This window comes from Microbulbifer sp. ARAS458-1, from assembly GCF_045348205.1.
GTDB lineage: Bacteria > Pseudomonadota > Gammaproteobacteria > Pseudomonadales > Cellvibrionaceae > Microbulbifer.
Window position 1 is genome coordinate 1,524,171 of record NZ_CP155838.1, and the last position, 26,655, is coordinate 1,550,825.

Below are 26,655 nucleotides of genomic sequence, written 5' to 3' on the forward strand. Positions count from 1 at the left end.
TTATTTTGGATGAGTGGAATTCATCGCGCTAATTGCAGCTTATTTATATACTTGAATGCAAGTGTTTTCAGGGTGTTTTTACTCCGTAATGAATAAAATTAAGGCTTTTTTTACTTTTTTCACCTTCTCATGGCTGTTGGTCTGCGGATTCGGTGCATTGATCCCATTATTGGGGAGTGCAGCTACCACTGAAAAAGTTGCCTGGCTGGGTGTAATAATTAATGCACTGGCGCTGCCGCTCTGGATGCTGATGCGATTTTTACGACCTCAGAAATTAGCGGGGGACTTACGTGAATCCACGGCTTTTTTTGCGGTTTTGGCAGGGCTCGCACTGACTCTGCTGGCGGATACCCAGCGTGGCTTGCCAATCTATCTTGTGCTTTTCAATCTTTTTGCCTTTTTGATTTACCTGTACCACCTCAGTGCGATATCCCACCCACACATGCCCGCTGTAAACGAGGAGTTTCCTGAGTTGAGCGATCGTGAGGGGCGGCAGCATAAAATTGGCGATTTTTGTGCGGTAAATGGCTTGAGTGGTGTCTTTGTAATATTCCTTCGGGGCAGTTATTGTGCCGATAGCCGTCACCAGCTGGTAGCGCTACAGGAATTGCGCCCTGAATTTGAGCGGAAGAAGATTGGCGTGTTGCTGTGGAGTGCTCAGCCCCCTTCTTCCTGGCCGGCTGATTTGTTGAAGCCACTTTCTGACTCGCCTGTGTTTTCTGACGAGGTTTCACCGCTAGCCGGGCCCGCCCAATTTGTCGCCCGCCATGGAGCTCCGCTCCTGGTTTCTCCCTGGTTTGCTGATGCAGTCCGGCCGAGTGCCTGGCTGGTGGATGACGAAGGCACTATTTTGTGGCGAGCGCTTCCCGGCAGCTATCGAACCCTGCCGAGTGCGGAGTTATTGCGATCCCAGTGTTATCGGTTGCTGGACTGAACGCGCGTCGAAGTGGAAACGCCATGTAGCGCATATGAAAAAGGGCGTATCGGTGAAAGCGATGCGCCCTTTTCTAATATTTAGCCTTTATCCTCTAGCCCTTTCGAGCTCGATGCACGTCAGAGTGGGCCATAGGGTAAATAGCGATTGTCGGAATGTTCCCGTATCCACATTAGTTGATCTTTATTCAGGGGCGCCTTGCGTTGGCGCAAAGACTTGGCCAGGGGAATCACCGGTGACTCGGCGCCGCCGGGCCAATCGAGCCTGGATTCCGCGAGCGTGAAAAAGCGGATTAATCCCCAGATTTGCTGTGGCTGCCAGTGTGAGGCTTCTTGTAACCACCGGCTGGCGGGTAGGCCGGCCAGCCAGTGCGCAGGCTTTAGCGCATCGGGCAGCGTCGCGGAATCAAAAGTGGGGGCGCTCATTGCTGCCGGGGCTGCCGCGCAATCTGGATCCACGGCTTTTGCCGGGTCGCAGCCCATTAGCGCCAGAATCTGTTCCAGCAGAGCGCGGTCAATTTCCTGACCGGATTGATCATTGGAAGCCTGATTGGCAGGCTCCCAGGCACCGACACTCATAGTAACTCCTATATAAAAGCAGGCCCGGGTCAGATTTGCCCGGGTGTCGCAGGCGCGAATTATACATAGATGGAAGGGGGGGAGCCGAGGGTGCCGGTCGTGGTTAAATGGATGTGAGGCAGGGAATTCTGCATAATCCACATATTCCTTTGGTATGCGTCCAGATCCCGCGAGGGCCTGCCGCAAGAGCTGACTAGCTTCCGCTATGGAGTCACATGAAGACCATCGACAAGCCGATCGCCGCGCAAAAGCGCATCGCACTGGTTGCCCACGACAACCGTAAGCAAGGGTTGATAGCCTGGTGTGAGAAGCACCGGGCGATATTGCAGCAGCACCAGCTTCTCGGCACTGGCACCACCGGGACCCAGATTGAGGCCTCCACCGGTATGCCTGTGGAAAAACTGTTCAGCGGCCCAATGGGAGGGGATCAGCAGCTAGGTGCCAAGATTTGCCAGGGGGATGTGGATATCCTGATTTTCTTCTGGGATCCGTTTGAGCCCATGCCCCATGACCCAGACGTAAAGGCGCTACTGCGTATCGCAGCGGTGTGGAATATACCGGTAGCGTGCAACGCCAGCAGTGCGGATATGATGATCCATTCTGCGCTGATGTCGCAGAGTTTCGCCCGTGAAGTACCTGACTATCAGGGCTATCTGGCGGCCAGAACCGGTGAAATTGCTGTTTAATTTGTAGCCTTTTTCTTGGTGGTGGCTCTCTAACTTATTGATTTTTAAGGGGATCGCGGCTACGTGGCAGGTTGCACTTGCATTGATGGCCATTTCCCGGCAATCTTCCCCACCTGATTAGACCGGTGAATCCGGCGAATTCGAATCAAAAACTGTACGGTGTTTTATGAGTAGACGACGCGGTAAGGCCGTAGAAGAAGAAAAAGCAGACATCGACCTGACGCCCATGTTGGACGTCGTATTCATCATGTTGATCTTCTTCATCGTGACGGCATCCTTCGTAAAAGAGAAGGCGCTGGACGTGAACGTTCCTGATCCGGATCAGACCGAGCAGACTCCGCCCGATCCAGACAAGCAAAACATCCTGATCAGCGTCAACTCTGCTGACGAGATCTGGATGGGCCCCACCCGTGTTGACAGCCGTGCAGTACGTGCCCGTATCGCTCAGCTCTTCGCGGAGAATCCACAGGCTATCGTGATCATTCGTGCGCACAACAAGTCTAGTGCCGACACCTATGTGACCATCGCCGACGCGGCGAAAGAGGTAAACCCGAATATTCAGGTGTCCCTCGTACCTTACGAAGATTGACCGTCAGGGTTGATCTTCGTCGAGAGCCCGGCTCTCACAGGATGGAAAAGCCAGCATTTGCTGGCTTTTTTTATGCCTGTGATTTCTCGCGTCTGAGCAGGGGGGGCAGAAGTCGCGGGGGATCAGAACTCTGCCCGGATAGCCCAAAGATCCGGAAAAACCGGCTTGAACAGGGTGCTCTGCAGGTAGCCGACACCGCTGGATCCGCCAGTGCCCATTTTGCTGCCAATGGTGCGCTCTACCATTTTTACGTGGCGGTAGCGCCATTGCTGCAGGGAGGTGTCGATATCCACGAGGGCCTCACAGATTTCACTGACCAGTGGATCGTTACGATACACATCGATCAGAACCTTTTGCACGGCGGCCGATGGTTCAGCGACCTGGCTGAAGTCTCGATTCCGTTCAGAGGCGGGAATCTCGTGGCCCTCGTGTGCGAGAAATTGCAGGAATGCGTCCCACAATGTTGGGGCTAGCAATCGCTTCTGAAGGCGCAGGTAGTGCTCGGACCCAGTGGGGTAGTTGTCGAGCTTTCGGGCATCCTTGGCGCCGTAGAGAAACTCCAGCTCACGAAACTGGTAGGACTGGAAACCGCTGGCGGTGGAAAGGCGGTCGCGAAAGGAGTTGAATTCCAGTGGTGTCAGGGTCTCGAGTATGTCGACCTGCTGGATCAGGGTACGATAAATCGCGTCTACCCGTTTCAGCGTATGCAGAGCGCGATTTCGCTCTCCTGCATTGAATAGGCGAACCAGAAAATCCAGCTCGTGCAAGAGTTGTTTGAACCACAGTTCATAGCTCTGGTGAATCACGATAAACAGTAGTTCGTCGTGTTCCGGGCCCTCTGAAAGTGGTCGCTGGCATTGCAGCAGCTCGTCGACCTTAAGGTAAGAGCTGTATGTCACCGTCATATTCGAATATCCCCTCTCACCGAACGTCAGTTTCATAGCGTTTTGTGCAATGAAAATAACGCAATTTGGTGTGCTTCAGTTGTATTATTGCGCAGTCGCGCTATTTATTGGTCGCATTATAAGGTCAGATGCGCTAATTTTGGAAAAATCCTACCTGCGTCTCTCTCTCTATTTGCCACCTGAGCCGCGTATTTGGAATCGGTAACTCAAACTGGTCGAATTGGACCTCGTGTGCCAGTCCTCAGTGGCTAAACTAGGTCCAAATCCCTATAACGACGCCAGACTATTGGAGCCCGTATGCCAAGCCACTTGCAGAGCCCCTGTGCGGAAATAGACGCCCAGCTAATTGACCGCGTACTGGAGATCACGATCAACCGACCAGAGCGTAAAAACGCTCTGACCCAGGCCATGTACGCGGCGATGGCCCAGCTACTCAATGTGGCTGCGTCAGATCCTCAGGTACGTGTGGTGATACTTACCGGGGCTGGTGGCGCTTTTACCAGTGGCAATGATCTTGCGGACTTCCTGGGGGGCTCGGCGAGCAGCGAAGACTCCCCGGTCTTCCAGTTCATGATGGCTCTTTATCAGTTCCCGAAACCGGTTATAGCGGCGGTCAGCGGCGTGGCAGTGGGTATTGGAACCACTCTGTTATTGCACTGTGACCTGTCGATTGCGGAAGATGATGCCGTTTTTCAAATGCCCTTCGTAAACTTGGGGCTCTGCCCCGAGTACGCCTCCAGCCTGATTTTGCCGCGTATCATGGGGCACGCCAAAGCCGCTGAACTTTTGCTATTAGGCAACAAATTTGATGCGCAAACCGCTGCCGATGTAAATATCTGCAATGAGGTCGTATATTCAGGGGAGGCTCTGGAACGGGCCAGAAAGCATGCTGCCGATCTCGCCACGAAGGCGCCTGAGGCCGTACGCTTGAGTAAAAAACTGTTGCGGCAGGGGACCTATGAAGCGGGCCTGACAGCAATTCGAGAAGAGGCGGGGCACTTCCAGAAGCGGCTGCAGTCGGACGAATTCCGCGAGGCGGCGACCGCCTTTATGGAAAAGCGCCCGGCGGATTTTTCCCGGTTCGAGTGACGCTACTGCCGGTATCTGGGGTGGTGAAGGGGGCAAATACCCCCCATCTGGAGATTTCGGCATATTTAGCGGGCTGCCGTCTATAAAAGGGTCGTCATTGGCGGCCTTTTTTTTGTTCTGACATTTTTTGTGGAGTATTTTTCTTTTTAGTTTTTATTGTTTGGTTTTTATTTCTGTTTGTGAGCTTTCTTTTAGGTTTTATTTCCGGTGGTTTGCGGGGTCGGAAAAGATCGCCGAGTGATTCTGAGCCCGGGAGCCGGTAAACTTCTCCGTTAGACATGGCTCACGCTCGCGGGAATCCGTCCATCCCGTACTGAGCCGATACAGGATTCTTGTCCCGGTTTAACAATAACGCACGCCGGGTGCATACATCAGGCGCTCTATGACAGCTCCACGAATACACAAAGTGGCCTCTACAGCAGATTCCCACCGGTGGCATCATCGGTACTGGTTGCGTGTGCCTGCCGTTGTCTTGCTGTTGGTGTTCTTGGTGTCAGGCCCTGCGGTATACGCAGTTTCGGCTGTTGAGGTCGGTGCGGGAGAAGAGGGTTCGCAACGTACCGGACAGGGTTCTGTCTGGCACGATCCCAGCGGCAAAGCCGATTTGTCGGCTGCGGTGGATGCGCTGCGTTCCGGTGAGTTCACGCCTTTGACTAGTGCAGGGTCCACGGGGCTGAAGAAGGGCAGTTACTGGTCCTATTTCGAGCTGCAAAACACAGAGGCCCACAACTTACCCCTGCGACTCGAATATGTGGATCACCAATTGATTCGCTTACGTGCCTACTCCCGGGGTGAAGGCGACGGTTCTGAGTTTCAGAAGATTGCGGACCAGGCCATGGGTGAGCCTTTTGCCCGACGCCCAGTGTTCCACAATCGTTTTGTGGTGCCTGTCGAGCTGGCGGCAGGAGAAAGCCGCGGGTTTCTCGCGCGTTTTGATTCTGAAGAGGCCGGTTTTGTCTTCCCGTCCATGCGAATCTGGAGCCCGGACGCGTTGAGCAAGTCCCACACCGGTGAAACCGCCGTGCTGGCGTTCCTGTTCGGCGGAATTGCTCTGATATCACTGTTTTCACTGATTGTCGGGGTAACCACCGGCGATTCCAGCTTTTTTGCCTATTTTGTTTACGGAATCTCCAAGATCATTGCCTGGGGCACTATTCTCGGCTTTACCCATCAGTACGTAGTGCAGAATCACTTCCACTGGAGCTATATGTCTGCTGCGGGTGCTATCAGTATCTTCTGCGGCGTGGTCTTCGATCGCCTGTTTTTGCAGACCCGGAAGTGCACCCCGCGCCTGGATTACATCCTGCTGTTGATGATGCTCAACGCTGCAGTGCTGTTGGTCAGCGCCTTACTGCAAATAAAGCAGGTTGCGCTTATCAGTATTACGCTGGCCCTGCTGTTCTACCCGGTAATGACGTTCATTGCGCTGGTGCGTTGGCGTCAGGGTTCCAGTGAAGCGGCTGTTTTTGCCATTGGCTGGACACTCTTGCTCAGCGGACTTTTCTACCAGGCATTGCGAGACCTGGGGCTGGTCGAGCACAACCTTCTGAATTACTACTTGCCGCCACTGAGCTCATTTGTGGAAATGGTCACGATCATGGCGGCAATGGGCATCAAGTTGCGCCGGGTCCGTTTGCAGGGGCTGGAGTCGGAGCGACAGTATCGCCGTCACCTGGAGCAATCCAAGGTGAAGCTGGAAGGCCTGGTGCGTGCGCGCACCGAAGAGCTGGAGAAGGCCAAGCAGCAGGCAGAGATGGAAGCCCGTACCGATCCCCTCACCGGAATCCGTAACCGCCGTAGCTTTCTCGCTGAGGCCGAACTCTGTATCAAGCGTGCTTATCGGAAAGGTGAGCCGGTCAGCCTGCTGATGTTTGATATTGACCACTTCAAATCCATCAATGATAACCACGGTCACGGGATTGGCGACGAAGCGTTGCGCCAGTTCAGCTACACCATTCAGGACAAAATCCGCGAGACAGATATATTTGGTCGTCTCGGCGGGGAAGAGTTTGCCCTGTTGATTACCGAAACCAAGCCGGATGCCCTGCACACTGCAGAGCGGCTGCGCGACAATATCGCGGGTATTCGCCTGCCCTGTCCCGAAGGCACTGTTCAGTTCACTTCGAGTATTGGGGTTGCCTGTGCACACCAGGCGCAGACCCTCGAGCAGCTGATGCGTGAAGCAGATGAGGCCCTTTATTCCGCCAAGCAACGGGGCAGAGACCAGGTGGTAGAGTACCGACAGTCGCTTTCCGGCGAATTGGTCACGCCGGATGTTTCGACGGAGCCGGGAATGGAGCCCGCCTGAGGTAGAGGCCTACGGGTTTTTCTGGTGATTGGCTTGTTTTCGCAGCGCGCGAACTTTATCCGGGTGGTCGGTAAATATCCCGTCGACGTGCACCTCTTCGAAGTAAAACAGCACAAATTCCTCGAAGCTGCGAAAATCTTCGGGTACCTGATCCGGGTCGGCCCGAAATGTGTACGGGTGAACCCTGAGGCCCAGACGGTGCGCGTCCGCTACCAGTGAATTTACCTTGCCACGTTCATCCAGCAACATCGGGTGCCATGGCCCGATACCCGCGGCGTAGCGTGAAATCTTCTCAAGTCCCTCAGGCGTCCGCATCCAGTTATAATCGTATTGGATCCACTCCCCCGCGTGCCGTACCAGTTTCTCTCCCCAGTCGGACTCCGCAATCAGCTGAATTAGTGGCAGTTCCATTTCCAGCTGCGGCATAAGTTCCGTATGGATATGCTGCAACTCTTCGGCATCAAACGCCTGTAAGAATACTTTGTCAGCACCAGTGGTGTAACCGTGATGCTTTAGCGCCTGAAGCACTTTACGGGAAATATCCTTACCTTCACGGTGGTGGAACCACGGCTTCTTGATCTCAGGATAAATTCCCACGTTGTAGCCGAGAGACTGGTTCAACCCCCGGATCAATTCCAGCTCTTCTGCGAAGGTCGCCAGTTGAAAGTGTGATTGCCAGAGCGGAAAGCGGCCCTGAAATTGCGGGCGAGTTTGCCCCATACCGGACAAAAAGGGCCCGGTGACCTCTAGTCGCTTTAATTCCTCGAGTGTGAAGTCGATGACGTAAAAGTGGCCGTCCTGCCGTGCCCGCTGGGGAAAGACATCCCGAATATTGGTGACTTTATCCAGGTAGATATCGTGCATCACGATCAGGTGGTCGTCTTTGCTGAGCACCAGATCCTGTTCGATATAGTCTGCACGCATCGCGTACGCCAGCGTCTTCGCTTCCAGAGTATGCTCTGGCAAATAGCCGGAGGCGCCTCGGTGCGCGATAACCACGGGTTCGGAAGTCTGGCCGGGGGAAACTGTCGGAGTAACGCTGACTAGCGCGATGAGCAGGGCGGTTAAAATTGAGGGCATGGCAAATTATGGAAGTAAAAATTTGCCTAAAGATATCGCGACTTGGCGATCAGTAATATTAACAAATGATGATAGTGTCACCAGTGAGGCTGCTATCGTCCTCCTGTCGACGGCCAGGTAATGCTCCTTCACCTGGCCGTCGTGAGCTGGCAATGTAGCCGAGTTGGGATTGTGGCCGGTCGGATCATTGGACTATCTTGATCCACTCACCCGGCTTCGGCTCACCGCGGGGATAATATCCATTGAGCAGGCGAAGCTGCTCTTCAGCGTACTCCCCGATCTCCATATGCCGTGCCAGAGAGGAGAAAGTCGTCTTGTCGTTTGCCTGAACATAGCGAACCCGCTTGATGTCCGGCTTCACTACATCCGTTTTGCGTAGTGGCCGAAAGCTGCGAATACTGGTCATAAACAGATCGTCATACTCGGCTACGGTTTTCTCGTCATCGGTGGGTGTGGCGACTTTGCCCTCAAGGATATATTGACGGCTGCCGTAAAACAGCACGGCCACACGATCCGGTGATTCCGCATTGCGCTCCGGAAGTTTGCCTGTGTGTCCTTCAAGGCGGTATTGACTCAGAGCTTCATCCTGCTCCAGGCTGCGCACGTCGTAGACACCACGCAGTGCCATATCCGCCGGCTGATTTCCGTCTCGCTTGGCCACCTTAATGGTAATGGTGGCTGACTTATCCGGGGCAGTACCGACGATTGCACTGCGCTGATTTTCCACATTCCATCCCTCTGGGAACAGCAGTGAAAATCCGAGGCTCTGGTGATTGAAACGGTTTTTTTCGCTCTCCTGAGCGTTTTGTCCGTACACAATACCTTCGGTCTTCTCTCGGTAGTATTCAACTTTGGTGATTTTCTTGTCTTCTGGTAACTGACCGGCGGCCTCGACCACTTCACGCAGGCGGATATCATTGCGAGGATGTGAGGAAAAAACGCCGTGATAAGTCTGTTGTTTCTTACCTTCGACCCGCGCGCGCCGGCGCGCAAAGGTTTCCTGATCTTTCAGGAGAGCGATGACATTGATCATCGATTGCGGGTCGTAACCGGCGTTGTACATATACTGGGCACCAAAGCGATCCGCTTCAAGTTCCATATCTCGACCGTATCCTTTAACCGCTGCGGTGCTCCAGAGATTTGCCACATCGCCCACGACCCCACTGCCGGTGACGAGAACAGACAGTACCGAGGCGACACCGGCGCCGGTGGCTGCGGTTTTCTGTCGTACTGCGTGACGGGCAGTAATGTGACCTACTTCATGGGCAAGTACCGCGGCCATCTCTGCTTCTGACTGCAAGTAGGTCAAAAGCCCGCGATTGATGTACACATAGCCGCCCGGTAACGCAAAAGCATTGATATCCTGGCTGTCGATAATGGTGAAGTGGTAGGTGAGGTCGGGCCGGTCACTGGCCCTGGCAATTTTCTGACCCACGTGCTCGACGTAAGCATTCAGGATCGGGTCGTTGTATATTGGCGTACTGGCGACCAGCTTTTCATGCATTTCGCGACCGATCTTGATTTCTTTCTCTTCCGACATCAGGACCAGATCCGGGCGATTTGTCGCCGGATTAAAGGCGCAGCCCACCGCGGTGGTCAGTAGAACAGCCGCCATGATTTTGTTGAGCATGTGCATGAGGGGCTCCTGTTTTATTCTCTCCGATCAGTAAAAATACCAGCCGTATTCCCTCAGCGACTGGCGGATTGTGGGGGTAGTAAAAATTCTTTCAGTTGTGCGGCCATACCTTTACAGGCGTTGTTCTGTACGCGGGCTATCAGTGGAATGGGAACCACAATCGCCGGCATGTACGAAGTGCCCTGTGCATCTGCGCTGATCTTTCCGGACAACTCCTGGTCGCGGAAATCCCATACCGAGGCTTCGTAATCGGATTCCTTATCCCAGGTGCCGAAACCAAAGCAGCCGGCGCCAGCGGTACCGATGGAGCAGCCAATGGAACCGGCGCTGGACGTGGTTTCAGTGGAACCGTCAATCCAGACAATGTATTTGACGCCATACTGTTCCATGCGGTTGCGCACATCGGGAATATCCATCAACTTGCTCAATGATTTGATGTGCATGGGTGCTTTACGGGGCTCAAACCACGGGTAAAGGGCGTCGACGAACTGTTGCTCCGGGATCACGTTTACACCGGACTCGGGGTTGTGCAGCGTGTCACCGACACAGTTAATCAGGTCGGGTTCCGTTTCGTATTCGCTGGAGTGCCGGCGGCCAAGAATGACAACGGAGTCGCCTACTGCCAGCTCGCCGGTACTACGGCGGTACTCATCAATGACCACGGTGGTGCAGCCTCCGCTGGTAAGCACCATAGATGACAGTGCCAATGTGGACATGAATGCGCTCAGTTTCCTCACCGAACTTCCTCCTTGATTGGTGCGCTCGGGTTTTGGCGCGACCAGAATCCTGTTTCCCGGGGCCAGTTTGTTGCTGGCCAGACGTATTTAGTCGGCGTCGTTTGCCGTTTTCATTGTGAGTGCCCGTTGCTTGTTGGCAATGAATGCCTGGAGCTCTGGCACCCGGTCAAAGCCTGTGTACAACGTGGCGCCCGCGTCCCGCAGTGCAACGTTGATGGCTTGCGCTAGAGCGGCTTCCTGAGACTTCAAGAATGCTGTGGGTGTTTTCCCGTAGGCGGTGATGACCCACTCCGCGACGGAGTCCCCGCGCTGGTTATAAGCGTGCATGTCGTACTTGATCCACACCTCAAAAATATTCACTCGCGTTTCCCGCGGCATGGTGAATTGCAGTTCACGTACTTCTGGCACTATGACAAGATCCAACCCCTGGGGCAGGTTGCTCGGATACTGAGCGAGGCTGATGGTTTCGCGAAACATGGAGCCAAGCACGGTTTCGAACAGATTTTTCTGAGCGCGCCCGGTGTTGATATTCCACTCATCCCGGTCGTCCCGGTTTTCGCTATAAGTAAACTTTCGGAAGTCGTCACTCAAGTAGACACCCACCGTCAGAGGGTGCTGGTTCCCGACCGGTGTGGGAAATTCGCCATCCACGGAGACCGTATGTGCACATGCGGTGAGCAGAGCGATCGCGGTAAGCGAACCAAGCTTTCGCAGTGACTTAAATCCATTTCGCCAGATACTCATGTGCTGCTCCCGGGCTATCCGTGCCCCTCGTAAAGTCTCGCTTAAAATATGGCTGGTGAACGGGGTTCACCAGGTCATCTAACGGAAGTCATTCAACCCGACAAAAGTGCCGCCGTTGCGGTAAGTCAGTTCGCGCATCAACGCCGCGAAACGCAGACCGGTGGTCTGAAGATGAAGAGGGCGCGAGAACTGAATGGGGAAACCAATCGCATGAATGCGTACCATGCGTTCGTTCTCTCCGCGCTGCGCATTCACCCGGTCCACAGCCATCATTACATTGCGAATGGACTTGCCAGTGAATTCATCTCCCAATACGTAAATACTGATTTTTTTGTTGGGGTCGTAGAAAGTGCGAACGGCCTTTTGAATGCCCTCTACCGGGCTGGAATTACTGAATGGATTCCAGGAACGCAAGCGGTCCAGCACCGCCTTGCGGCGCCCCGGTGTATCCGGAATCCAGCGATTGCGATAATTGGAGAACATGTAGTCCCCCATATCGTTCATTACCTGGATGCCCTTTACATTGGGGTAGAGATTGAGAGTATTTACCATCTCATCAATCATGCGGTCCCAGCCGTAATTGAACATACTGCCCGAGGTGTCGATGATGAACAGGATGTACTCGCTATCGACGGGAATGCCCCCGATGACATTGTTCTTACGCTGATAGTTCTCGCCGAGCAGCCGCTTCATTTCATCGGTCATGCTTTGTAGGGCAATGGTCAGCTCACCCTTGAGTTTGCCCTCTTCAGATTCGCCTTCGGTTTTACGCGCATACATGGCCTGCAGGGTTTCCAGTTCACCTTTCAGTTTGGCGATGCGCTTGGTTTCGATATCCAGCTGCTCTTTTTTGGCATTGAGATCACGGTTGAGGATGGTGGTTTCACCGCGAATTTCTGCGAGTTGCTCCTGCAGTTCCTGTACCTGGCCATCCAGATCCAGTTCCGCTTCTTCCAGGACGATGGGTTCCACGGTTTTGGCGATCATCAGAAGCAGAACAATGGCGCCAAAGCCGCAACAGATCACATCCAGAAAAGAAATGCTGAACTCTTCCTGTTGCCGTTTAGTTCGCTTGCTCATGGCCAGTCCTTAGAAGGTGCGAGGAAAGAACCCTGGGTCTCCATAGCCAGCTTCCAGAATTCGCTGGCGGCGAAGGGGTCGCCTTCCATGGGGGCCAGGACCACATTGACGGGGATACTCTTCGGTAGTGCGTCAACCGCCTTGCGAAACAACTTGATGCGCTCCTTGCCGGATACGGTATTGCCGCGAGGTGCTTTCATTCCCTGCGTAGGCAGACCATCGGTAATCAGGATGATATTGTCTGGAAGCGGTGACATGCTGTTGACTGCATTGAAAATCCGCTCGAGGCTCGTTCCGTTTTGCGGCACTACCTTATCCAGAGCTTTCATCGCGTCATCCATCTGATCGCGGTCATCCACGTTCAGCCAGCGGTCTTCGGTTCCCACAATTGCCGCCTGGAAGCCTGTATTGAAGGTATAGATCTGGTACTGGCTGTCTTGGGGGAACTGGGAAACCAGCCAGCTTACGGTCTGTTTGGCGCGCCGCCACTTCTCCGTATCTCGTTTCACGGAGTCGGACATGTTGCGGGTTCGGATTACCTTGATAAGTTCGTCTCCCAGCATACTGGCGGAGGAATCCAGTAGTATCAGGATACGGTCGCCGCCAAGACGCAAACCCGTGAGATACTGGCGGTCGCCATCGCCAACGAACTTGCGCACGTTGTTGCCGAGTTTGCGATTTTCCTCTTCCAGCTGTTTTTTCGCCTGCTCCAGCTTTTTCAACTTTTCCTGAAGGCGCGCGATGTCCATTTCATCGGTACTGCTGTCGACTTCTGCGATATTGCCTTTGACTTCTTCAATCTGCTCCATGATCCGTCGCGCGAGACCTTGCGCGGTAGCGAGATCATCGCTAGTGCTATCCAGTGTATTACGCGCGAGTACCATATGTTCACGGCCGAACTGTACCTCTTCCTGTAGCAAGTTCACCTCCGCTTTCAGGTCCAGGTTTTCCGCCTCAATATCGTGATCGGAGCCATGTTTGATGATCAGAAAGATCAAAGCCACGGCGCCAAATCCACAGGACATGATGTCCAGAAAGGAAAGACTGAAGGTATTAAACCGCCGGTTTTTACGCGCCATATTGGTCCACACTGATCGCTGTAATTACGCCGTCGAAATCCGCCACACTGATGCGGTCACCGGCGGTCAGATTGACCGGGGCGGAAATGGTTTCACCGTTTAACATCAGTTTTGCACCTGCATCCACGCGCAGCGCCAGGCGCCCGGCGTGGTTGGTAATGGTAGCGGCGGGGTGCGTGGGTGGTGTAGGGGTAATATCCAGCTTGCCGTTCAGCCAACTTACAAATAGCGGCTGGTGTGCGGCGAGCGCCCGATGACCGTGCAGTAAATGTGTAGCGGCAGCCTCTGCGGCTGCATTTACCTGTACCGCGACTTCTGTGGCCGGTGCCGCGCTGAGATTTGTAATCAGGCGGAGGTTGCCACTCTCACTGTGGATTTCCTGCCAGTGCTTTTCCACCGCTTGGGCCACGGCATTGTGGGGAAGCAGGTGGATGCGCTCTGCCAGTTGGGCCCCACCGGGGATTTCCGCCCAGCGGTGGGAAACAAAAACCACGCTATTGGCATCGCTCAGGTTGTCGATCATGGCTCGTACACGGGAGAGAATGGGTGTGCTGGCGTCCTGCAACTGCCGCAGGCTCACTTTGGCGGTGCGGTCGTCAAGTTCCGCCATGACCTCTCCCTGACGCATGGCGCGAGCTATCCACTGGGGCAGCAGGTCATAGAGTTGCTGTTCAGCCTCCGCAGAATGGAATGGGTCGAAGCGGCACTGCATGATAAAGGCGTCTGTAAAGATACGCGCCCAGGCTTCCTGAAAATGCTGCAGGCCGGCATCGGTTACGGTCTCCGCAATATCCAGTTCAGTCTGTTCGTGAACGCCGATACGGCTGACCAGTGTCTGGTGCCTGTGTAGTTCAACATGCAGATGCACACCGCGAGGCGCACAGCTGCTGATACACGCACTGGCACTATCAACTAATGCAACAGCATTGAAGGCGCTTTCTTTGACCACTCCCAGTAGAAGTGCCAGTTGCTCGTGTGTGAAATTACCTGGTACCGCAAGAGCTACCTCATCTGGCAGATCACACAAGCCGGCAATTTCTTTCAGCTGACAGAACGCCAGGTCTGCGTGATGGCGGCAGCCGGGGTTGTCAGACTTTACCGATTCGAGGCTGAGACGGCGCCAGAACTGATGATTGACCTGGGTGGGGTGACTGCGCGCGCGCATCAGTGCAGCGGTGCCGGTTACAATTTCCCGGCTATTGATTATGGCCACTCCGGGGCTTTCGATAACTTCATTGGTGCCGTCGAATACACGCAGCCCGCAATCGTTGATTTCCAGTACACCTTTGCTCATGGTCTTTCCTGTGTCTTTCGAGGGTGACCCTGTCCGTGGTCACCCGGTGTTGCCGGGATTTTTGTCAATCGAGTCGTGCTCAGCTTACCTTGAGGAAACGCAGCAGCTTGTTGTCACAGTAATTCTGTGTGTCCAGTACAAGGCGCTCCTGCATCAACTGCAGCTGGTGCGTGAAGAACATGATGACAATGCTGATAACCAGAGCGACGAAGGTAGAGTTGAAAGCCACACCGAGGCTGACGGTCACTCCAGCGATGTCGCCTTCTACGGCTCGGTGCGCCTGAGCAAGTGCCTCGCCAATGCCCCGCACAGTGCCGATAAATCCAATGGAGGGGATGGCCCAGGTGATATAGCGCACCATGGCGAGCTCACTGTCGAGACGATCACCTTCTGTTTCACACACTTCTTTTACGGAGTTTGATACCGCCGCGACATTGCGCGTGGAGCCGAAACGCTGTAAAGCGGTGAGCAATGCGCGTGGTAGGAGGAAATTCCGCTCGTCTTCTGGCAGCGCCTGAATGGGGCGCGACAGATCGCGGGCGTCTTCTGGTAGAATTGGTGTGCCTTCACTTACGTTGAGCAGTGCCTGGTCCAGCAATTTGCGCTCACGCATGGAACGTCGTGCCTTGAGTCCCATAATCGCCATTGCCCACAACATCAGGACAAAGCACGCTTCCTGTTCGTAGTCGCGCATTACGATGTAGAGTGATCGCTGCTGCGCATAGGTTTCACCAGCTTCTTCTCGTGCCATCTGCTCCTGGATCAGCGCATCCGCGTTGGGGCGGATAATGGCCACATAGATGGCGTGAACCAGAATAATGGCGCCGAGAAGGGCGAACAGCTGGAACATAAAATCTGAAGACTTGAATTTCATGGGGTTTCCCGCTTATTTGTGGGGCCATTCCATTGGCATCCGGCCCGGTATTACGTGTGGCTGTGTTCGAATGTTTTCTGCGGTATCGTTAAATACCGGCTAAATATCCACTGGATAAGAGACGGAAAGGTCTTCGGAGATTTCCTCTGTCGCCTCGTAGCTATCTGCATTTCGCGCACTTTGTGCTTTGATACTGGTTTTCGCTTTTTTTGCCGGTACTTCCGTAGACTGCTTGACCGTTACCGGCTTCGCAGCAACTGCTTTGGCCTCCGGTACCGGCGTCTCCTTGGATTCCTGGTTGTTGTTGTCACCGGTCGACTGCGCCTGAATACCCAGAGACTGCACACTGAGAGCGGCGGCAAAACCGAGAGCCAATACGACGACCACAAATCGTCGGCTGAACAGGGGCGCTGCGGGAATGGCCTTTGCTCTCCCAGCCTCCTGGGCTGGTGAAGATCGCTGTTGCATCTGAAGTTCCTCAGTTCACCCAGCGGGCGATACGGAAGCCGATATCATTACGTGCCTCTGCACCGTAATCCCGGTATGAAAGTCGCAGCTCGGTAAGGCCGGCATGCTTCCAACTGGAGCCGCGCACCACGTGGTAATCCCCTTCCTGGGGGCCAACGGGGTTTTCCTCGCGCTTGAGGGATAGGCCAGTACCGATGGTGTACAGGTCGTGAATCCACTCGGAGACGTTGCCACCCATGTCGTATAGTCCAAGGTGATTGGCTGGAAAGCTGGCAACGGGTGCGGTGGCGGCGTAGCGGTCGTTATAGGTGCGCAGTACGGCGGGAACAATCTGGCCGGCACTGCTATCGGCATAGTTGCCCGAATTTTTGCCCACTGGCAGGGCGTCACCCCAGGGGAATTTGCGCATGGCACCCCGTTCATAGCGGGATGCCCAGGCCCACTCGGCCTCGGTTGGCATGCGGTAACCATTCGCGCTCGCATCGAAGCCCACTACGCGACCGCGCTCGGTGCGGTAGACCTCTTTCAATCCATCGCGGGCGCTGAGCCAGTTGCAGAAAAGTGCGGCATCATTCCAGCTGATATTCACCACCGGCAGACTGTCGTTATCCAGGCTGACACCGTTGGTATGGCTGGAACTGTGCATGCGCTGGTAGCGCCGGTATTCGCGATTGGTCACTTCCGTAGTGCCAATATAGAAAGGACGGTCCAGAGCGATTTTGCGCAGAACCTCATTGGCGCGGCGACCCTGTTCGCGTCGAGAGGAGCCCATGGTGAATTCCGCATTCGGACGCATCAGCAGCATCTTGCCGCCGGCACCGTGGGTAATTTGTGCGGGGACATTGCTCCAGCGCGCTTGTTCTCCGGTCAGCAATACGGCGCGCACGGACTGCTTCAGCTTGCTGGAGGGAACGATAGTGGTCTGGTAGTCCTCGTAACCGGCTTTGCGTACCACAATGCTGTGGCTGCGGGTCGGCAGCGTGAAGGTCTGACCGGCGGTGCCCGCCAGTTTGCCATCGATAAATACCTGGGCATCGGCAGGACTACTGGTGATTGCAACCTTGCCAAATACAGGGACTAACTCCACGGTCATATCCCGCAGGTCTCCGGCGCGGACATCTACAGCGCGTTCGACGGTACTATAGCCGTCTAAAAAGAATCGCAGTTGATGGCGGCTGTTGGAGGCCAGATCCAGATCCATGGGCGTCTGGCCGCGGTACTCGCCGTTTACGGTGATACTGGCACCTGGCGGGGTGCTGACCACCCGCAAAGTGCCATCAGCTGCTGAGAGGTCGACGGTTTGCAGCGTCTGGTCGACACCCGCCGTGACCGGTACCGGCACTTGGACGGTTTTGTGTTGTGGCAGGGAGATATCCACCAGGCGATCCCCTTGAACCAGTTCTGCGGTGAGCGGGGTAGTGCCGAGGATTTTTCCCTCCACACTGACGGTAGCGCCTGCGGGGTTACTGGTAATGTGCACATTCGCCCAGGCAGGGCGCAGGCTGGCCTTCAGGGTTTGAGTGTTATCCAGTCCTTCGATTTCCACTTCCTTGCTGAAGGGGAGGTAGCGCTCGGTCAGCACGGTGATACGTTTGCGGCCAGCGGGAATAGCGGCGGCCAGACCGGCTTCGCTTTCTACCTCAGCACCATTGACCAGAATGCGCACGGGCACGTTGGGTTCGGTAACAACCTGCAAATGCCCCGGTAGCCGCTGCAGTTTCACTGCGTGGCGGCTGTTGCGGTCACTGCTGACCTCGACTTCACCACTTTGAGAAACGTAACCTGTTGCACTGACGGTGTAGCTGTAGTGGCCAGGCAGCACCAGATGCCCGTCGCCCAAAGGCAGCGCCAGGCCGCTGACGGTGACCTTGGCATCGCTGGGCTGTGTTTCGAAGATCAGTGAGCGGGCAACCAACAGGTACACCAGCATCAGTACGCCTAGGAGCAGGCAGCCCACGACAGCGATTGCTTTGGGAGAAAGCAACAGCTTCCTGCCGCCAGAGGAAACCGGAGCGGGGGTGAAGCCTATTGGCTGGATGACGGATACTTCTTCGTTGGCCGGCTCGCTATCGCGTGCGGGGACCGCTTCCTTGGCTGTCATTAATGATTCCCTGTTACTGCGCACTTATTGATTTTCCGTGGCGGCGATGGTCGCTATTTCCGCATTCAGGTCGGCGGGGCATCCTTGGTGGAGAGATACAGAGCCGCGCATTTCAGCTTAGTCTGCTCTCGCCATTGCGGGCCGAGCCGCTGGATGATTGGCGCACCTTTCTCTGTTTAGGCGATACCGAGGCGACAATTTTGTCCACGGCTTCCTATCGGTAATAGGCGTAGAAATTTGCGGCCAATGAGTCAGCTTGGGCTGCGGGATGTGCCGGCGAATCGGGTGCACAACATGAAAAATCTGTGCATTTTGATCCGATCGCCGAGGCAGGGTTTCCGGTTTCAGGAATTATTGGCGCTGTTGATCTTTTCCGCGCACTGAATGGTGACTACCGGGGATTCAGACTGAGGTTGCACCACAAATTCCTGGCGTACATCGCGGTATCCCTGTCGGGTGCCAACGGCGGTGTAACGCCCGGGTTTCAGCGCAATCTGACGCTGTGAGAAGTTGCCCAGCTTGCCCACGTGGTAGATGGTGACCTGGGTGCTCGCATCGGACTGCAGGACAACGGTTACTGGTATTAACGCCTGGGTCAGCGCGGTTTCCAGTGCCTCCACCTGTGCGGTCAGCCGAGGGGTGCCCGCCTTGAGTGCACGGGCATCCGCCAATACTTTGCGCGCGTACTGATTGCGTTTGGACTGGCTTAACTTGAGTGGGTCCTGCAGTAGTTCCTGCAGCTGGTCGTCAAGTTTGGCGCGGGCCTGACTGCGTGCCTTGCCGGTCGCCGCCTCAACAAGGCTGCTGTCGGTCTCAAGTAGCGCGGAATATTGTTCCACGGCTTTGTGCCATTGCTCCTTGCGTTCATGTTTTGACGCACTGGCAAAGAGTCGGTCGATACGCCCTTGCGCCGCACCATTGGCTGCTTGGCGAAGCCCGGCATCCGGGTCGGTGGCGTTTGGCTTGAGTTTTTTCGCCGCACTGAATCGGGATTTGGCTTCTTCGAAATCGCCGTTCCCGATCGCCGCGTACCCCGCAGACATTGCCTCGCTGTAGTCCCGTTCAAGGATTGCTGCATTTACTTCAGGGAGCAGCGCTTTGGCCGGCACCGTATCCCCGTCCAGGGTCAGCGCTTTTTCCAGTTCTGCTTTCGCAGTATCCAGATTGTTTTCGGTAAATGCGTCCTTGCCAGCGGTAACGTGTGGCCAAACCTCATGCAGCTTTTGCGCGCGGTTTTTACCGTTCATCCCGCGGGGGTGATCTTCCGAAATTGTCAGAACCAGATCGAAGGATTTGTTCGCAGCGTCCTGGTCGCCCGTGTCCAGTGCCGCATGACCCGAAGCCAAGTGTTGCTCGATACGCTCAGGGATGCTGTCACGCAATGCCTGCATACCAGCGAGCGCTTCGCGGTACTGTTCCAGGGCCTGCATAAATTTGCGCTGGCGATAAATGGTATCTGCGCCCTCAGCGAGAGCTCGGGCAGCAAAATACTCCTCCGCTGCCCAAGTTTCTACCCGGCGCTCCAGCAGCTCTTCCTGAAGTTGCAGAATATCCTGCAGTATCTTCTGTACATCCCGGCGCTGTTGCATGATCTCCGCTTCTGTGTACGGAGACTCCTGGATTTTGGGTTGTGCCTGTTTACTGCTATCGGTCGCTGCTGTACTGATTATCACCGGTGGCGCTGGTGTATCTACCATTTGCGGCAGCACCCAGAACACACCGACCAGTGCGCCGAGCATTCCGGTACCGAGCGCTATCGGCAGCCAGTTCACTTTGCTTTTTCGACTGTCATTGGATCGGGACGATTTGAGACGATTGGTATTTGCATCGCCTGACGCAGTATCGCCCTCTCCACCAAACGAAAAATCTGCCGGTTGAATAAATGATGGGTCTTTGGGGTCTGAATCGCGGTGTTGCATGGTAATTCCGCTCTGGCCGTCGTTATTGTCCGGAGGCCGCAACCGGATATCGTGTCCGCTCGCGGCCGTCCTCGATTACCTCATTTGGCGCAGTTCGCTGCCGCAGTGTCAGATATCCTGCAGGCCGCCGGTTTCCGCCTGATAGATTTCTTTCAGCAGTTCGCGCCATTGCTGGTACTGGTTCTCCACCGAGCCGGATAGAGTCACGGTACGATCTTCCAGTTCCACAATCTGGGGTTCCACTTCCGCTTCAATGGAATCTCCCAGCTCTTGCAGTGCTTCGATGTGCATCTTGGCTTCGGAGCGACGGTCAAAGCCACTTTTTACCAGGTAGCCGCCACCAGCAACGGCGACGTTTGCCGCCTGACGTGCAGCTCCGCCGCCGGCACCGGCGGTGGCGATACCACCGACGATTGCGGCTACGCCCATAATCGTGTTGTTGCGTGCCTTGCGTTTCATTTCACGCATCTGCTTCACTTCTTCGTAGCTCATGGCGCGCCACTCCTGATAGGGGGTTTCCATGGTTTTTACGAAGGTGTCGTAGTAGCCCTGAAGGGTGTCCACAAAAAGATAGTCCCGCTCGCGGATCTGGCGCACACGCATAAGCATCGGGTCGTTGTCTGCGGGCAGGGAGGTCAGTTGGTAGAGTCCTTCTTCATCCTGGACCAGGTAGCGATCAAAGGCACTGGGTGAAAAGCTCCGCGCAAACTTGATTTCTGAAATGGTCCGCAGTTCGGCAATGTACTGGTCCGAGAGGCGCTGACGGTACATCAGCATGTCATTGGATACTCGGTTGTAGATACCCTGAAATGCGTCGCCTTCTGTTGGATGTTTACGATCATAGGCATAGTGTGAGGCCTGCTCGGTGTACTCTTTGGTAAACCAAAGTTGCCCACGGGAGTCGCGCACAGTGACGGACACCGTGAGCGTTTCACCATCGGACTGGACAATGGTCCCGGTTACCGTCACATCGATATTGGTGCGCTCACTGGGAATCACCCGCACGGCACCCCATCCCTGACTGGATTGCAAAGCGTCGGCCAGGGTTACCGCGATATAGCGGGATTCTGCGCGGCGCAACTCCGGAAATACCAGCTCGTCTTCTTCCAGTTCTTCGCCCTGATCAAGGCCTGCATTGAACTGGACAATACCGACATCCAGCAGGCGGTTTTCCGCAATGGTTTTGTCTTCCACCGTAAGCGGTGTATAGGCCGTGGTGCGCACTTCTGTGGTGGTGCAGCCGGCAATGATCAGGAAACCTGATGCAAGGCTGGCCAGGGCGCTGCGTGCATGCGAGAAAAACATGTCAGTACTCTCTCCCTAGTGTTCGTATATTCCCTGATGACTATTCATCGCTATTTCTGTGATTTTTTATATTTTCTGTATTCTTCCCAGAGTCGTTCGCGCAATTCCGGGTCTGACTCGCGCGTGGCCGCTTCACGAATCTGCCGGGCTACCACATCATCATCGTCGCCGGTGGGTACATCGGCCGGTACCACCGTGGCGCTGCCGCGATGATCAAACTCGCCCTGCCGCCCCTTGGTGGGCAAGCCGGGACCCGTGGCTTGCCCGCTGGAGTTACTCTGCTCAGGGCCCGCGCCACCTTCACCCTGGCCACCTGGCGGAGGTGGGGCGGGCAGTTCGGCTTCTGCGGATTGAATCAGGTCCTCGAGAGATTCACCCGCGGGAACCTCATCTTCGATGGCTTCCTGTTCTTCGGCGGATGCCGGTCGGTTGCGTACATAATCACGCTCGCGCAGGATCATGCCGTCGTAGCTCGCCATGGTGGACTCAAACTGACCTTCCAGTTCCGCCACGCGTTCGGCGCTGCTCATCGGTGCTTCATTCGGCGCGCTGCTGCCACCTGCGGGGCCGCCTGCGCTGGCGGTGGTAGATGACGGCTGGCCGCCGCTCTGTCCGCCGCTCTGTCCACCACTCTGGCTTGCACTTTGTGCGGAGGCCGGGGCAGCACTCGAGGCGCTGCTCGGCGAACCGGATGCACTGGCGCTCGCGGCACTGCTAGAGGCACTGCTAGAAGCGCTTGCGCTGGACGATGACGCACTGGATGAGGCGCTCGAAGATGAACTGCTGGAGGCGCTGCTAGCAGTGTTCTGCTCTTCGGAAAAATCGATCTCATCCGGTGGCTCGCCTTCACTGTTGGAGGACGGGTCCGGTGGCATGCGTGACTCATCTGGCCGGCGATCGGAGTCACTGTAAACTGGCGTCGATGGATTGCTGCTCGCTGTGGGGTCGGCATCGCTGCTACTCGAACGAGAGCGACGCTGGGATTCCTGGCCCTGATCTGACGCGGTTGATGCCTGCTTACTGGAGCGCTCACCCGATTCGATACTGGGGAGGGATGTATTCGGCTGCGCCTGACTGCTCGATGTGGAGACGCTCGGACTGCTGCGGCTACTACTGGGCGAACTCGGTGAAGGCATACTGCTCGCCGTGGACGGGCTCGATTGCGAGGACTGGCTGCTCGACGAACTGGATGACTGAGACTGCGACTGCGAAGAACTGGATGAGCTCGACTGTGACTGCTGCGGCTGCGCAGGTGGCTGTTGCTGAGTCTGCTGGTTTTTACAGCCGCTGATCACAGCTGCAAGTACAACCACGGACGCGAGTGCCTTCCAGTTTACATGGTGTACTTCTTCGGTTGCCGGATTAAAACGGCGCGCAAACTTCCGTAGTGTCATGTGTTATCTCCTGATGCGTTCACGGGCCGCAACGAAATCGTTGCGGCCCGCTTGTTCCATGTCAGTTCGACAGTTTTCCTTTCACTAGGTTTGGGAGTCAGGCGTTATTCGCTGCCAGTTTTCCACTTACCGCGTTTGTCAGGCCAACTTACCTCGATACATCAGTCGAACACTGTCTTAATCATAGATGCTTTAGTCGAATACAAATCGTTGCACGATACCGGTTGTTTCCACCGGTTCGCCGTTCTCGAAGCGGGGGCGGAATTTCGCACGTTTAAGGACGTTGCGTACCCGCGACCGGATACTTACTTTCCCCTCTGGCTGCGCGCTGATAATCCGGATATTGCGCGCCTTGCCAAATGCGGTCACATCGTAGGAAACCGTGACGTAGGAATCCGCCAGGGCTTCACGGTCCTCGTCCAGTAGCGGCAGGCTTGGAAGTGCCGCAGGGTGTCCGAAGATTTCATCAATTTCCTGGTTGGTTGCGCCGTTATCCCAAAGGGCACGGTAGGCTTCGCCATATGTTTCGCGCGCGGAATGCCACTTGTTGAACAGCATGTACCAGTCACCCAGCTCCACTTTTGCCTTGGCCGAGGCCGCTGGCGGTGATGCCGGATTTTTCTGATAAACATCCATAATCTTGGTGATCGCGGTTTTACCAGAGCTGAAACTGTTCATCCGGTAGTGGTCCAGCTGAGCGCGACGCTCATTGGGTACGCTACCGCCACCGAAACCGGTGTTTATCACGATGGCTTCCTGGGGCTCACCGGAATAGGTCGCCAGGTAATAGTTGGTGGCTTTGAGACCGCGCAGTGCTTCTACCAGGCGAAGGTCATTGGCGCCAAAATTCTGTGAAATAATATCTACCGCCAACGCGTAAAGATTGGTGGCGTTGATCAGATGCTCGAATAATGTCGCACCCTTTTCATCAATATAGGCCTGCAGGTGCCAACTGCTTAGCTGGTCGATGATCGGCAACATTCGCGGGTCTTTCTCCCCGTAGTTTTTCGCGTGCAGCCAGAACAGATATTCGTGGTTGTCGTTGGCGTCTTCCCATGCATTCAGCGCGATCTGGCTTTCGATCATCCGCTCAATCATCGGTACCTGATTAAGAGAATAGAGCCCTTCATTGACCCGGTTGATCAGCATGGCGCGGCGGAATTGAGAGATGGCTTCCTCGTGTGCGCCCCGGCGCTGCAATGCATGGCCCAGGCCCAACAGCTGCTCATCAATACCCGCACCGTAGGCGCCGTATTCGGCTTCCATATCTTCAATACGCTGGCGATATTCATCGATCGCCACAGACGGCCGAAGCTGTCGTTTTGGTTTCTCCAGTGGTTTGGATGCGGCTTCTATATATGCCGCAGGTGGAGCCTTGGCATTGTCGGGGGCAGAAAGATTTTCTGCCGCAACAGTGCCACACAGCAGAGCTGAGGCTGTAAACATCAAGCCGATAGCAATTGCGTTGCTGGTATCTGTCTGTGTCACGATTGAACCACTTCCATTTCATGTTGTTCCTGACCTGCCAATTTCCACCTGGGGCGAAATTTGTCAGGCTCGATTTCCTCGCGGCGGTTGATATCCGGGGTAGCCACATAAGTGCCTGCCGCAAAATACGCCGCGCGGAATCTCTCTCCCTGAAGTGTGGTTCGTTCACTTTCCTGCCGGTTGCCCGGTGTGCTGTCGATATCGACGCTGGACTCTGGTGTCGCCGGAAAATCTTTGGCCAACAGATTGGCACTTGCTTCCCTTGCAATTGGCGTTCGCCGTCCATGTATTTTGAGTATAGCCAACGAAATTTCGCGCCTTGCCTCCTCGCGTAGGCAGGCGCGCCACTGACTACCGGGGTACATCTGTTCAGCGCTGCCAGCTCCCCGTTCGTCCCGGGATTCTGAGGAATCCCGCTGGAAGGATGGCTGATGCTTCATGGCTGAATATCGGTCGAGGTACGTGATGTTTATGCCCGCTGGGTTGTTACTGTTCGGGGTTTGCACTCCGGTCCCAACAGTCTGGCAGTCTGTGACCGGGTGGGGGGAAGCTCTCAATTATCCCGGTGCCAAAAATGTCGCCCGCTGGAGGATTCTGTCGGCTGCATACACTTCCTGTGTGCAAGGGGCGCTAGCTTGTCGAGAGTGACCACCGGCCGGCGTCTGAAGAGGGGGCGGCGCTGTGCTATTTGTCTATTTAGTGTCGTGCTGGCGTTGCTCGGAAAAGGTTTGTCCTATTTGTTGCGCTTTAATATTGTGTGTTTTGCTCAGTATTACTTCATAGTATTCTGAGTATTTGGAAAAACTTGGTAATCCGGCCATAATTCGCTGGATTGACCGCATCAGAAATCAGTGGGAGAGCTTTGTGACGATAAAAATACAACCGGAAGCCATCGCCAGCCTGCGTGGTTTCGAACTCCCCGAGCGGCTCGGGTTTGGCACCGTTATGGCCCCAGTCATGTTTCGTGCCCGGTATCAGGATGGCCGCTGGAGCGATGGTGAGCTGATTCCGTATGGCCCTCTGGCGATGGATCCCGCCGCGAAGGTGCTGCACTATGCACAGTCCTGTTTTGAAGGCATGAAGGCCTACCGCTGCGGCAGCCGTGTCGGCCTGTTTCGCCCCGAGCGCAATGCCCAGCGTATGGCCCACTCCGCCCGCCGCCTGTGCATGCCGCCGGTGCCGGAAGCCCTGTTTCTGGACGCGGTTGAGACGGTGGTTGCCCACTGTGCGAACCTGATCCCCGGCAGCAGCGGCGAGTCCCTTTATATCCGTCCATTCCTCATGGGCACCCAGCCTGATCTCACCGTAACCGCGAGTAAGGCTTACGAGTTTTACGTGATCGCGAGCCCTTCGGAGGCCTATCACGCGGGTAACATGCGTCTGTGGGTTGAGCGGGAAGATAGTCGCGCCGCGGTGGGCGGGACTGGTGATGCCAAAGTGGGCGGTAACTACGCCGCATCACTGCTTAGCATCGCACAGCTCAAGGAGCGTGGTTACGACCAGTCCTTGTGGTTGAACCCGGGAAACCGTCACACGGTAGATGAACTGTCGGGAATGAACTTTTTTGCGGTCATGGATGGGGCTCTGCACACCCCGGCACTAAACGGCTCAATTCTTGAGGGGATAACCCGGGATTCCATGCTCACTCTGGCACGGGATCTGGATATCGAAGTTCACGAGCGAGAAATTGATATCGACGATTTACTGGCGCTCGTGGCCTCCGGCACCTGCAGCGAAGCATTCGCCTGTGGCACCGCGGCTATTGTCAGCCCGATCAGCGAGCTCGGTGATAGCACGCAGCGTTACCGTCTCGCCAGGGCCCCTGGCCCGGTCGCCGAAAAATTACGTGCGGCGTTACTGGATATTCAGGAGGGGCGTGCGGAAGACAGGTTTGGCTGGATGCAAACGGTGCAAATAGCGGATATCTGACGCTTTGCACGTCTTTGTATCCCCATTTTCGGCGCGGACCATGTGGCGGGAGATAAGAAATGCGCCGAAAAAGCGTGCGGAGCTAATTTCGAGTGCTTCCGTAGCACTCTAATACATGCGGTTGTTTCCAGGGGAAACGGCCGCATTTTTATTTGCGCCATTTGTTGCCCCTGCGTTGACTTGCATGACGGAGGTGTTACAAATCTAGGGTGCCTCTGATTAAGCCCCTAACCCATCGGGCTTTCGTAGGCTCCCTAGAGTGCCCCTGATGTATGGGTGCTGGCAATCCATCAAGAGTTTCGCCAATGGGCGATCGCTTGATGAGACAAATAAGAAACTGGAACTTTTGGGAAAAGCCTTTGGCGGTATCCCTCACTTTGACAAGTAGTATCCAGATCAAATTGAGACAGCAGAGTCGAATTGCGCTGTGACTCATTA

23 protein-coding genes are annotated in these 26,655 nt (G+C 55.4%); 6 read left to right on the forward strand and 17 right to left on the reverse strand.

The genetic code is table 11. The annotated features are described in order from the left end of the window. Positions 1-88: 88 nt before the first annotated feature. Positions 89-934, forward strand: coding sequence for a redoxin domain-containing protein (locus tag AAFH99_RS06180; RefSeq protein WP_043317713.1), 846 nt, complete (start codon positions 89-91; stop codon positions 932-934). A 119-nt stretch (positions 935-1,053) separates the two neighbouring features. Here the strand turns inward: AAFH99_RS06180 and AAFH99_RS06185 are convergent, their stop codons facing one another. Continuing rightward, positions 1,054-1,512: a hypothetical protein gene (locus tag AAFH99_RS06185; RefSeq protein ID WP_043317711.1), complete on the reverse strand. Its 459-nt coding sequence runs from the start codon at positions 1,510-1,512 to the stop codon at positions 1,054-1,056. A gap of 215 nt (positions 1,513-1,727) precedes the next feature. Here AAFH99_RS06185 and AAFH99_RS06190 point away from each other — a divergent pair, with 215 nt between their 5' ends. Both AAFH99_RS06190 and AAFH99_RS06195 read left to right on the forward strand, forming a co-directional pair. Then, positions 1,728-2,198 carry a methylglyoxal synthase gene (locus AAFH99_RS06190; protein ID WP_043317709.1) on the forward strand — a complete coding sequence of 157 codons (471 nt, stop codon included), beginning with the start codon at positions 1,728-1,730 and terminating at the stop codon, positions 2,196-2,198. Between the two features lie 166 nt (positions 2,199-2,364). Next, positions 2,365-2,787, forward strand: coding sequence for a biopolymer transporter ExbD (locus tag AAFH99_RS06195; RefSeq protein ID WP_043317707.1), 423 nt, complete (start codon positions 2,365-2,367; stop codon positions 2,785-2,787). A gap of 122 nt (positions 2,788-2,909) precedes the next feature. On the opposite strand, the gene AAFH99_RS06200 is transcribed toward AAFH99_RS06195, so the two are convergent. Then, complete coding sequence (locus AAFH99_RS06200; RefSeq protein WP_043317704.1) at positions 2,910-3,692, reverse strand: tryptophan 2,3-dioxygenase; 783 nt, start codon at positions 3,690-3,692, stop codon at positions 2,910-2,912. Positions 3,693-3,989: 297 nt separating this feature from the next. Between AAFH99_RS06200 and AAFH99_RS06205 the strand changes: the two genes are divergently transcribed. Together AAFH99_RS06205 and AAFH99_RS06210 are read left to right on the forward strand one after the other, a co-directional pair. Further along, entirely contained in the window at positions 3,990-4,781 is a 792-nt protein-coding gene (locus AAFH99_RS06205) for an enoyl-CoA hydratase (RefSeq protein ID WP_051687030.1), read from the forward strand. Positions 4,782-5,271: 490 nt separating this feature from the next. Beyond that, on the forward strand, positions 5,272-7,089 hold the full coding sequence (locus AAFH99_RS06210) for a diguanylate cyclase (protein WP_406828957.1): 1,818 nt from the start codon (positions 5,272-5,274) through the stop codon (positions 7,087-7,089). 9 nt (positions 7,090-7,098) lie between these two features. On the opposite strand, the gene glpQ is transcribed toward AAFH99_RS06210, so the two are convergent. From glpQ to AAFH99_RS06285, 15 genes are all read right to left on the reverse strand, one after another. Further along, positions 7,099-8,169: a glycerophosphodiester phosphodiesterase gene (gene glpQ, locus AAFH99_RS06215; protein WP_406828958.1), complete on the reverse strand. Its 1,071-nt coding sequence runs from the start codon at positions 8,167-8,169 to the stop codon at positions 7,099-7,101. Between the two features lie 184 nt (positions 8,170-8,353). Then, positions 8,354-9,799 (reverse strand): M48 family metalloprotease, encoded by a 1,446-nt coding sequence (locus AAFH99_RS06220; protein WP_406828959.1) that lies wholly within the window; start codon positions 9,797-9,799, stop codon positions 8,354-8,356. A gap of 59 nt (positions 9,800-9,858) precedes the next feature. After that, the gene (locus AAFH99_RS06225) at positions 9,859-10,521 is read right to left on the reverse strand and encodes a hypothetical protein (protein ID WP_043317700.1); all 663 of its coding nucleotides are present in this window, start codon (positions 10,519-10,521) and stop codon (positions 9,859-9,861) included. A gap of 108 nt (positions 10,522-10,629) precedes the next feature. After that, entirely contained in the window at positions 10,630-11,286 is a 657-nt protein-coding gene (locus tag AAFH99_RS06230) for a hypothetical protein (protein WP_406828960.1), read from the reverse strand. A gap of 78 nt (positions 11,287-11,364) precedes the next feature. Then, positions 11,365-12,366, reverse strand: coding sequence for a vWA domain-containing protein (locus AAFH99_RS06235; RefSeq protein ID WP_043317698.1), 1,002 nt, complete (start codon positions 12,364-12,366; stop codon positions 11,365-11,367). Then, on the reverse strand, positions 12,363-13,445 hold the full coding sequence (locus AAFH99_RS06240) for a vWA domain-containing protein (protein ID WP_043317696.1): 1,083 nt from the start codon (positions 13,443-13,445) through the stop codon (positions 12,363-12,365). The genes AAFH99_RS06235 and AAFH99_RS06240 overlap by 4 nt, the downstream gene beginning before the upstream one ends. Then, positions 13,435-14,739, reverse strand: a complete 1,305-nt coding sequence (locus AAFH99_RS06245) for a hypothetical protein (protein ID WP_406828961.1) — start codon at positions 14,737-14,739, stop codon at positions 13,435-13,437. Before AAFH99_RS06245 ends, AAFH99_RS06240 begins: the two co-directional genes overlap by 11 nt. Before the next feature lie 79 nt (positions 14,740-14,818). Then, positions 14,819-15,613, reverse strand: a complete 795-nt coding sequence (locus tag AAFH99_RS06250; RefSeq protein WP_043317691.1) for a MotA/TolQ/ExbB proton channel family protein — start codon at positions 15,611-15,613, stop codon at positions 14,819-14,821. A gap of 99 nt (positions 15,614-15,712) precedes the next feature. Further along, on the reverse strand, positions 15,713-16,081 hold the full coding sequence (locus AAFH99_RS06255; protein WP_043317689.1) for a hypothetical protein: 369 nt from the start codon (positions 16,079-16,081) through the stop codon (positions 15,713-15,715). Between the two features lie 10 nt (positions 16,082-16,091). Then, on the reverse strand, positions 16,092-18,182 hold the full coding sequence (locus AAFH99_RS06260; RefSeq protein ID WP_406828962.1) for an SUMF1/EgtB/PvdO family nonheme iron enzyme: 2,091 nt from the start codon (positions 18,180-18,182) through the stop codon (positions 16,092-16,094). A gap of 344 nt (positions 18,183-18,526) precedes the next feature. Continuing rightward, positions 18,527-20,101: a tetratricopeptide repeat protein gene (locus tag AAFH99_RS06265; RefSeq protein ID WP_406828963.1), complete on the reverse strand. Its 1,575-nt coding sequence runs from the start codon at positions 20,099-20,101 to the stop codon at positions 18,527-18,529. A gap of 108 nt (positions 20,102-20,209) precedes the next feature. After that, a complete protein-coding gene (locus tag AAFH99_RS06270) occupies positions 20,210-21,406 on the reverse strand; it encodes a hypothetical protein (RefSeq protein ID WP_406828964.1) in 1,197 nt (398 codons plus the stop codon). A 50-nt stretch (positions 21,407-21,456) separates the two neighbouring features. Beyond that, the gene (locus AAFH99_RS06275; protein WP_406828965.1) at positions 21,457-22,800 is read right to left on the reverse strand and encodes a hypothetical protein; all 1,344 of its coding nucleotides are present in this window, start codon (positions 22,798-22,800) and stop codon (positions 21,457-21,459) included. A gap of 192 nt (positions 22,801-22,992) precedes the next feature. Further along, positions 22,993-24,288 (reverse strand): hypothetical protein, encoded by a 1,296-nt coding sequence (locus tag AAFH99_RS06280; protein ID WP_043317679.1) that lies wholly within the window; start codon positions 24,286-24,288, stop codon positions 22,993-22,995. Continuing rightward, on the reverse strand, positions 24,285-24,593 hold the full coding sequence (locus AAFH99_RS06285; RefSeq protein ID WP_156035185.1) for a hypothetical protein: 309 nt from the start codon (positions 24,591-24,593) through the stop codon (positions 24,285-24,287). Before AAFH99_RS06285 ends, AAFH99_RS06280 begins: the two co-directional genes overlap by 4 nt. A 559-nt stretch (positions 24,594-25,152) precedes the next feature. Here AAFH99_RS06285 and AAFH99_RS06290 point away from each other — a divergent pair. After that, positions 25,153-26,217 carry a branched-chain amino acid aminotransferase gene (locus tag AAFH99_RS06290; protein WP_406828966.1) on the forward strand — a complete coding sequence of 355 codons (1,065 nt, stop codon included), beginning with the start codon at positions 25,153-25,155 and terminating at the stop codon, positions 26,215-26,217. Positions 26,218-26,655 lie beyond the last annotated feature (438 nt).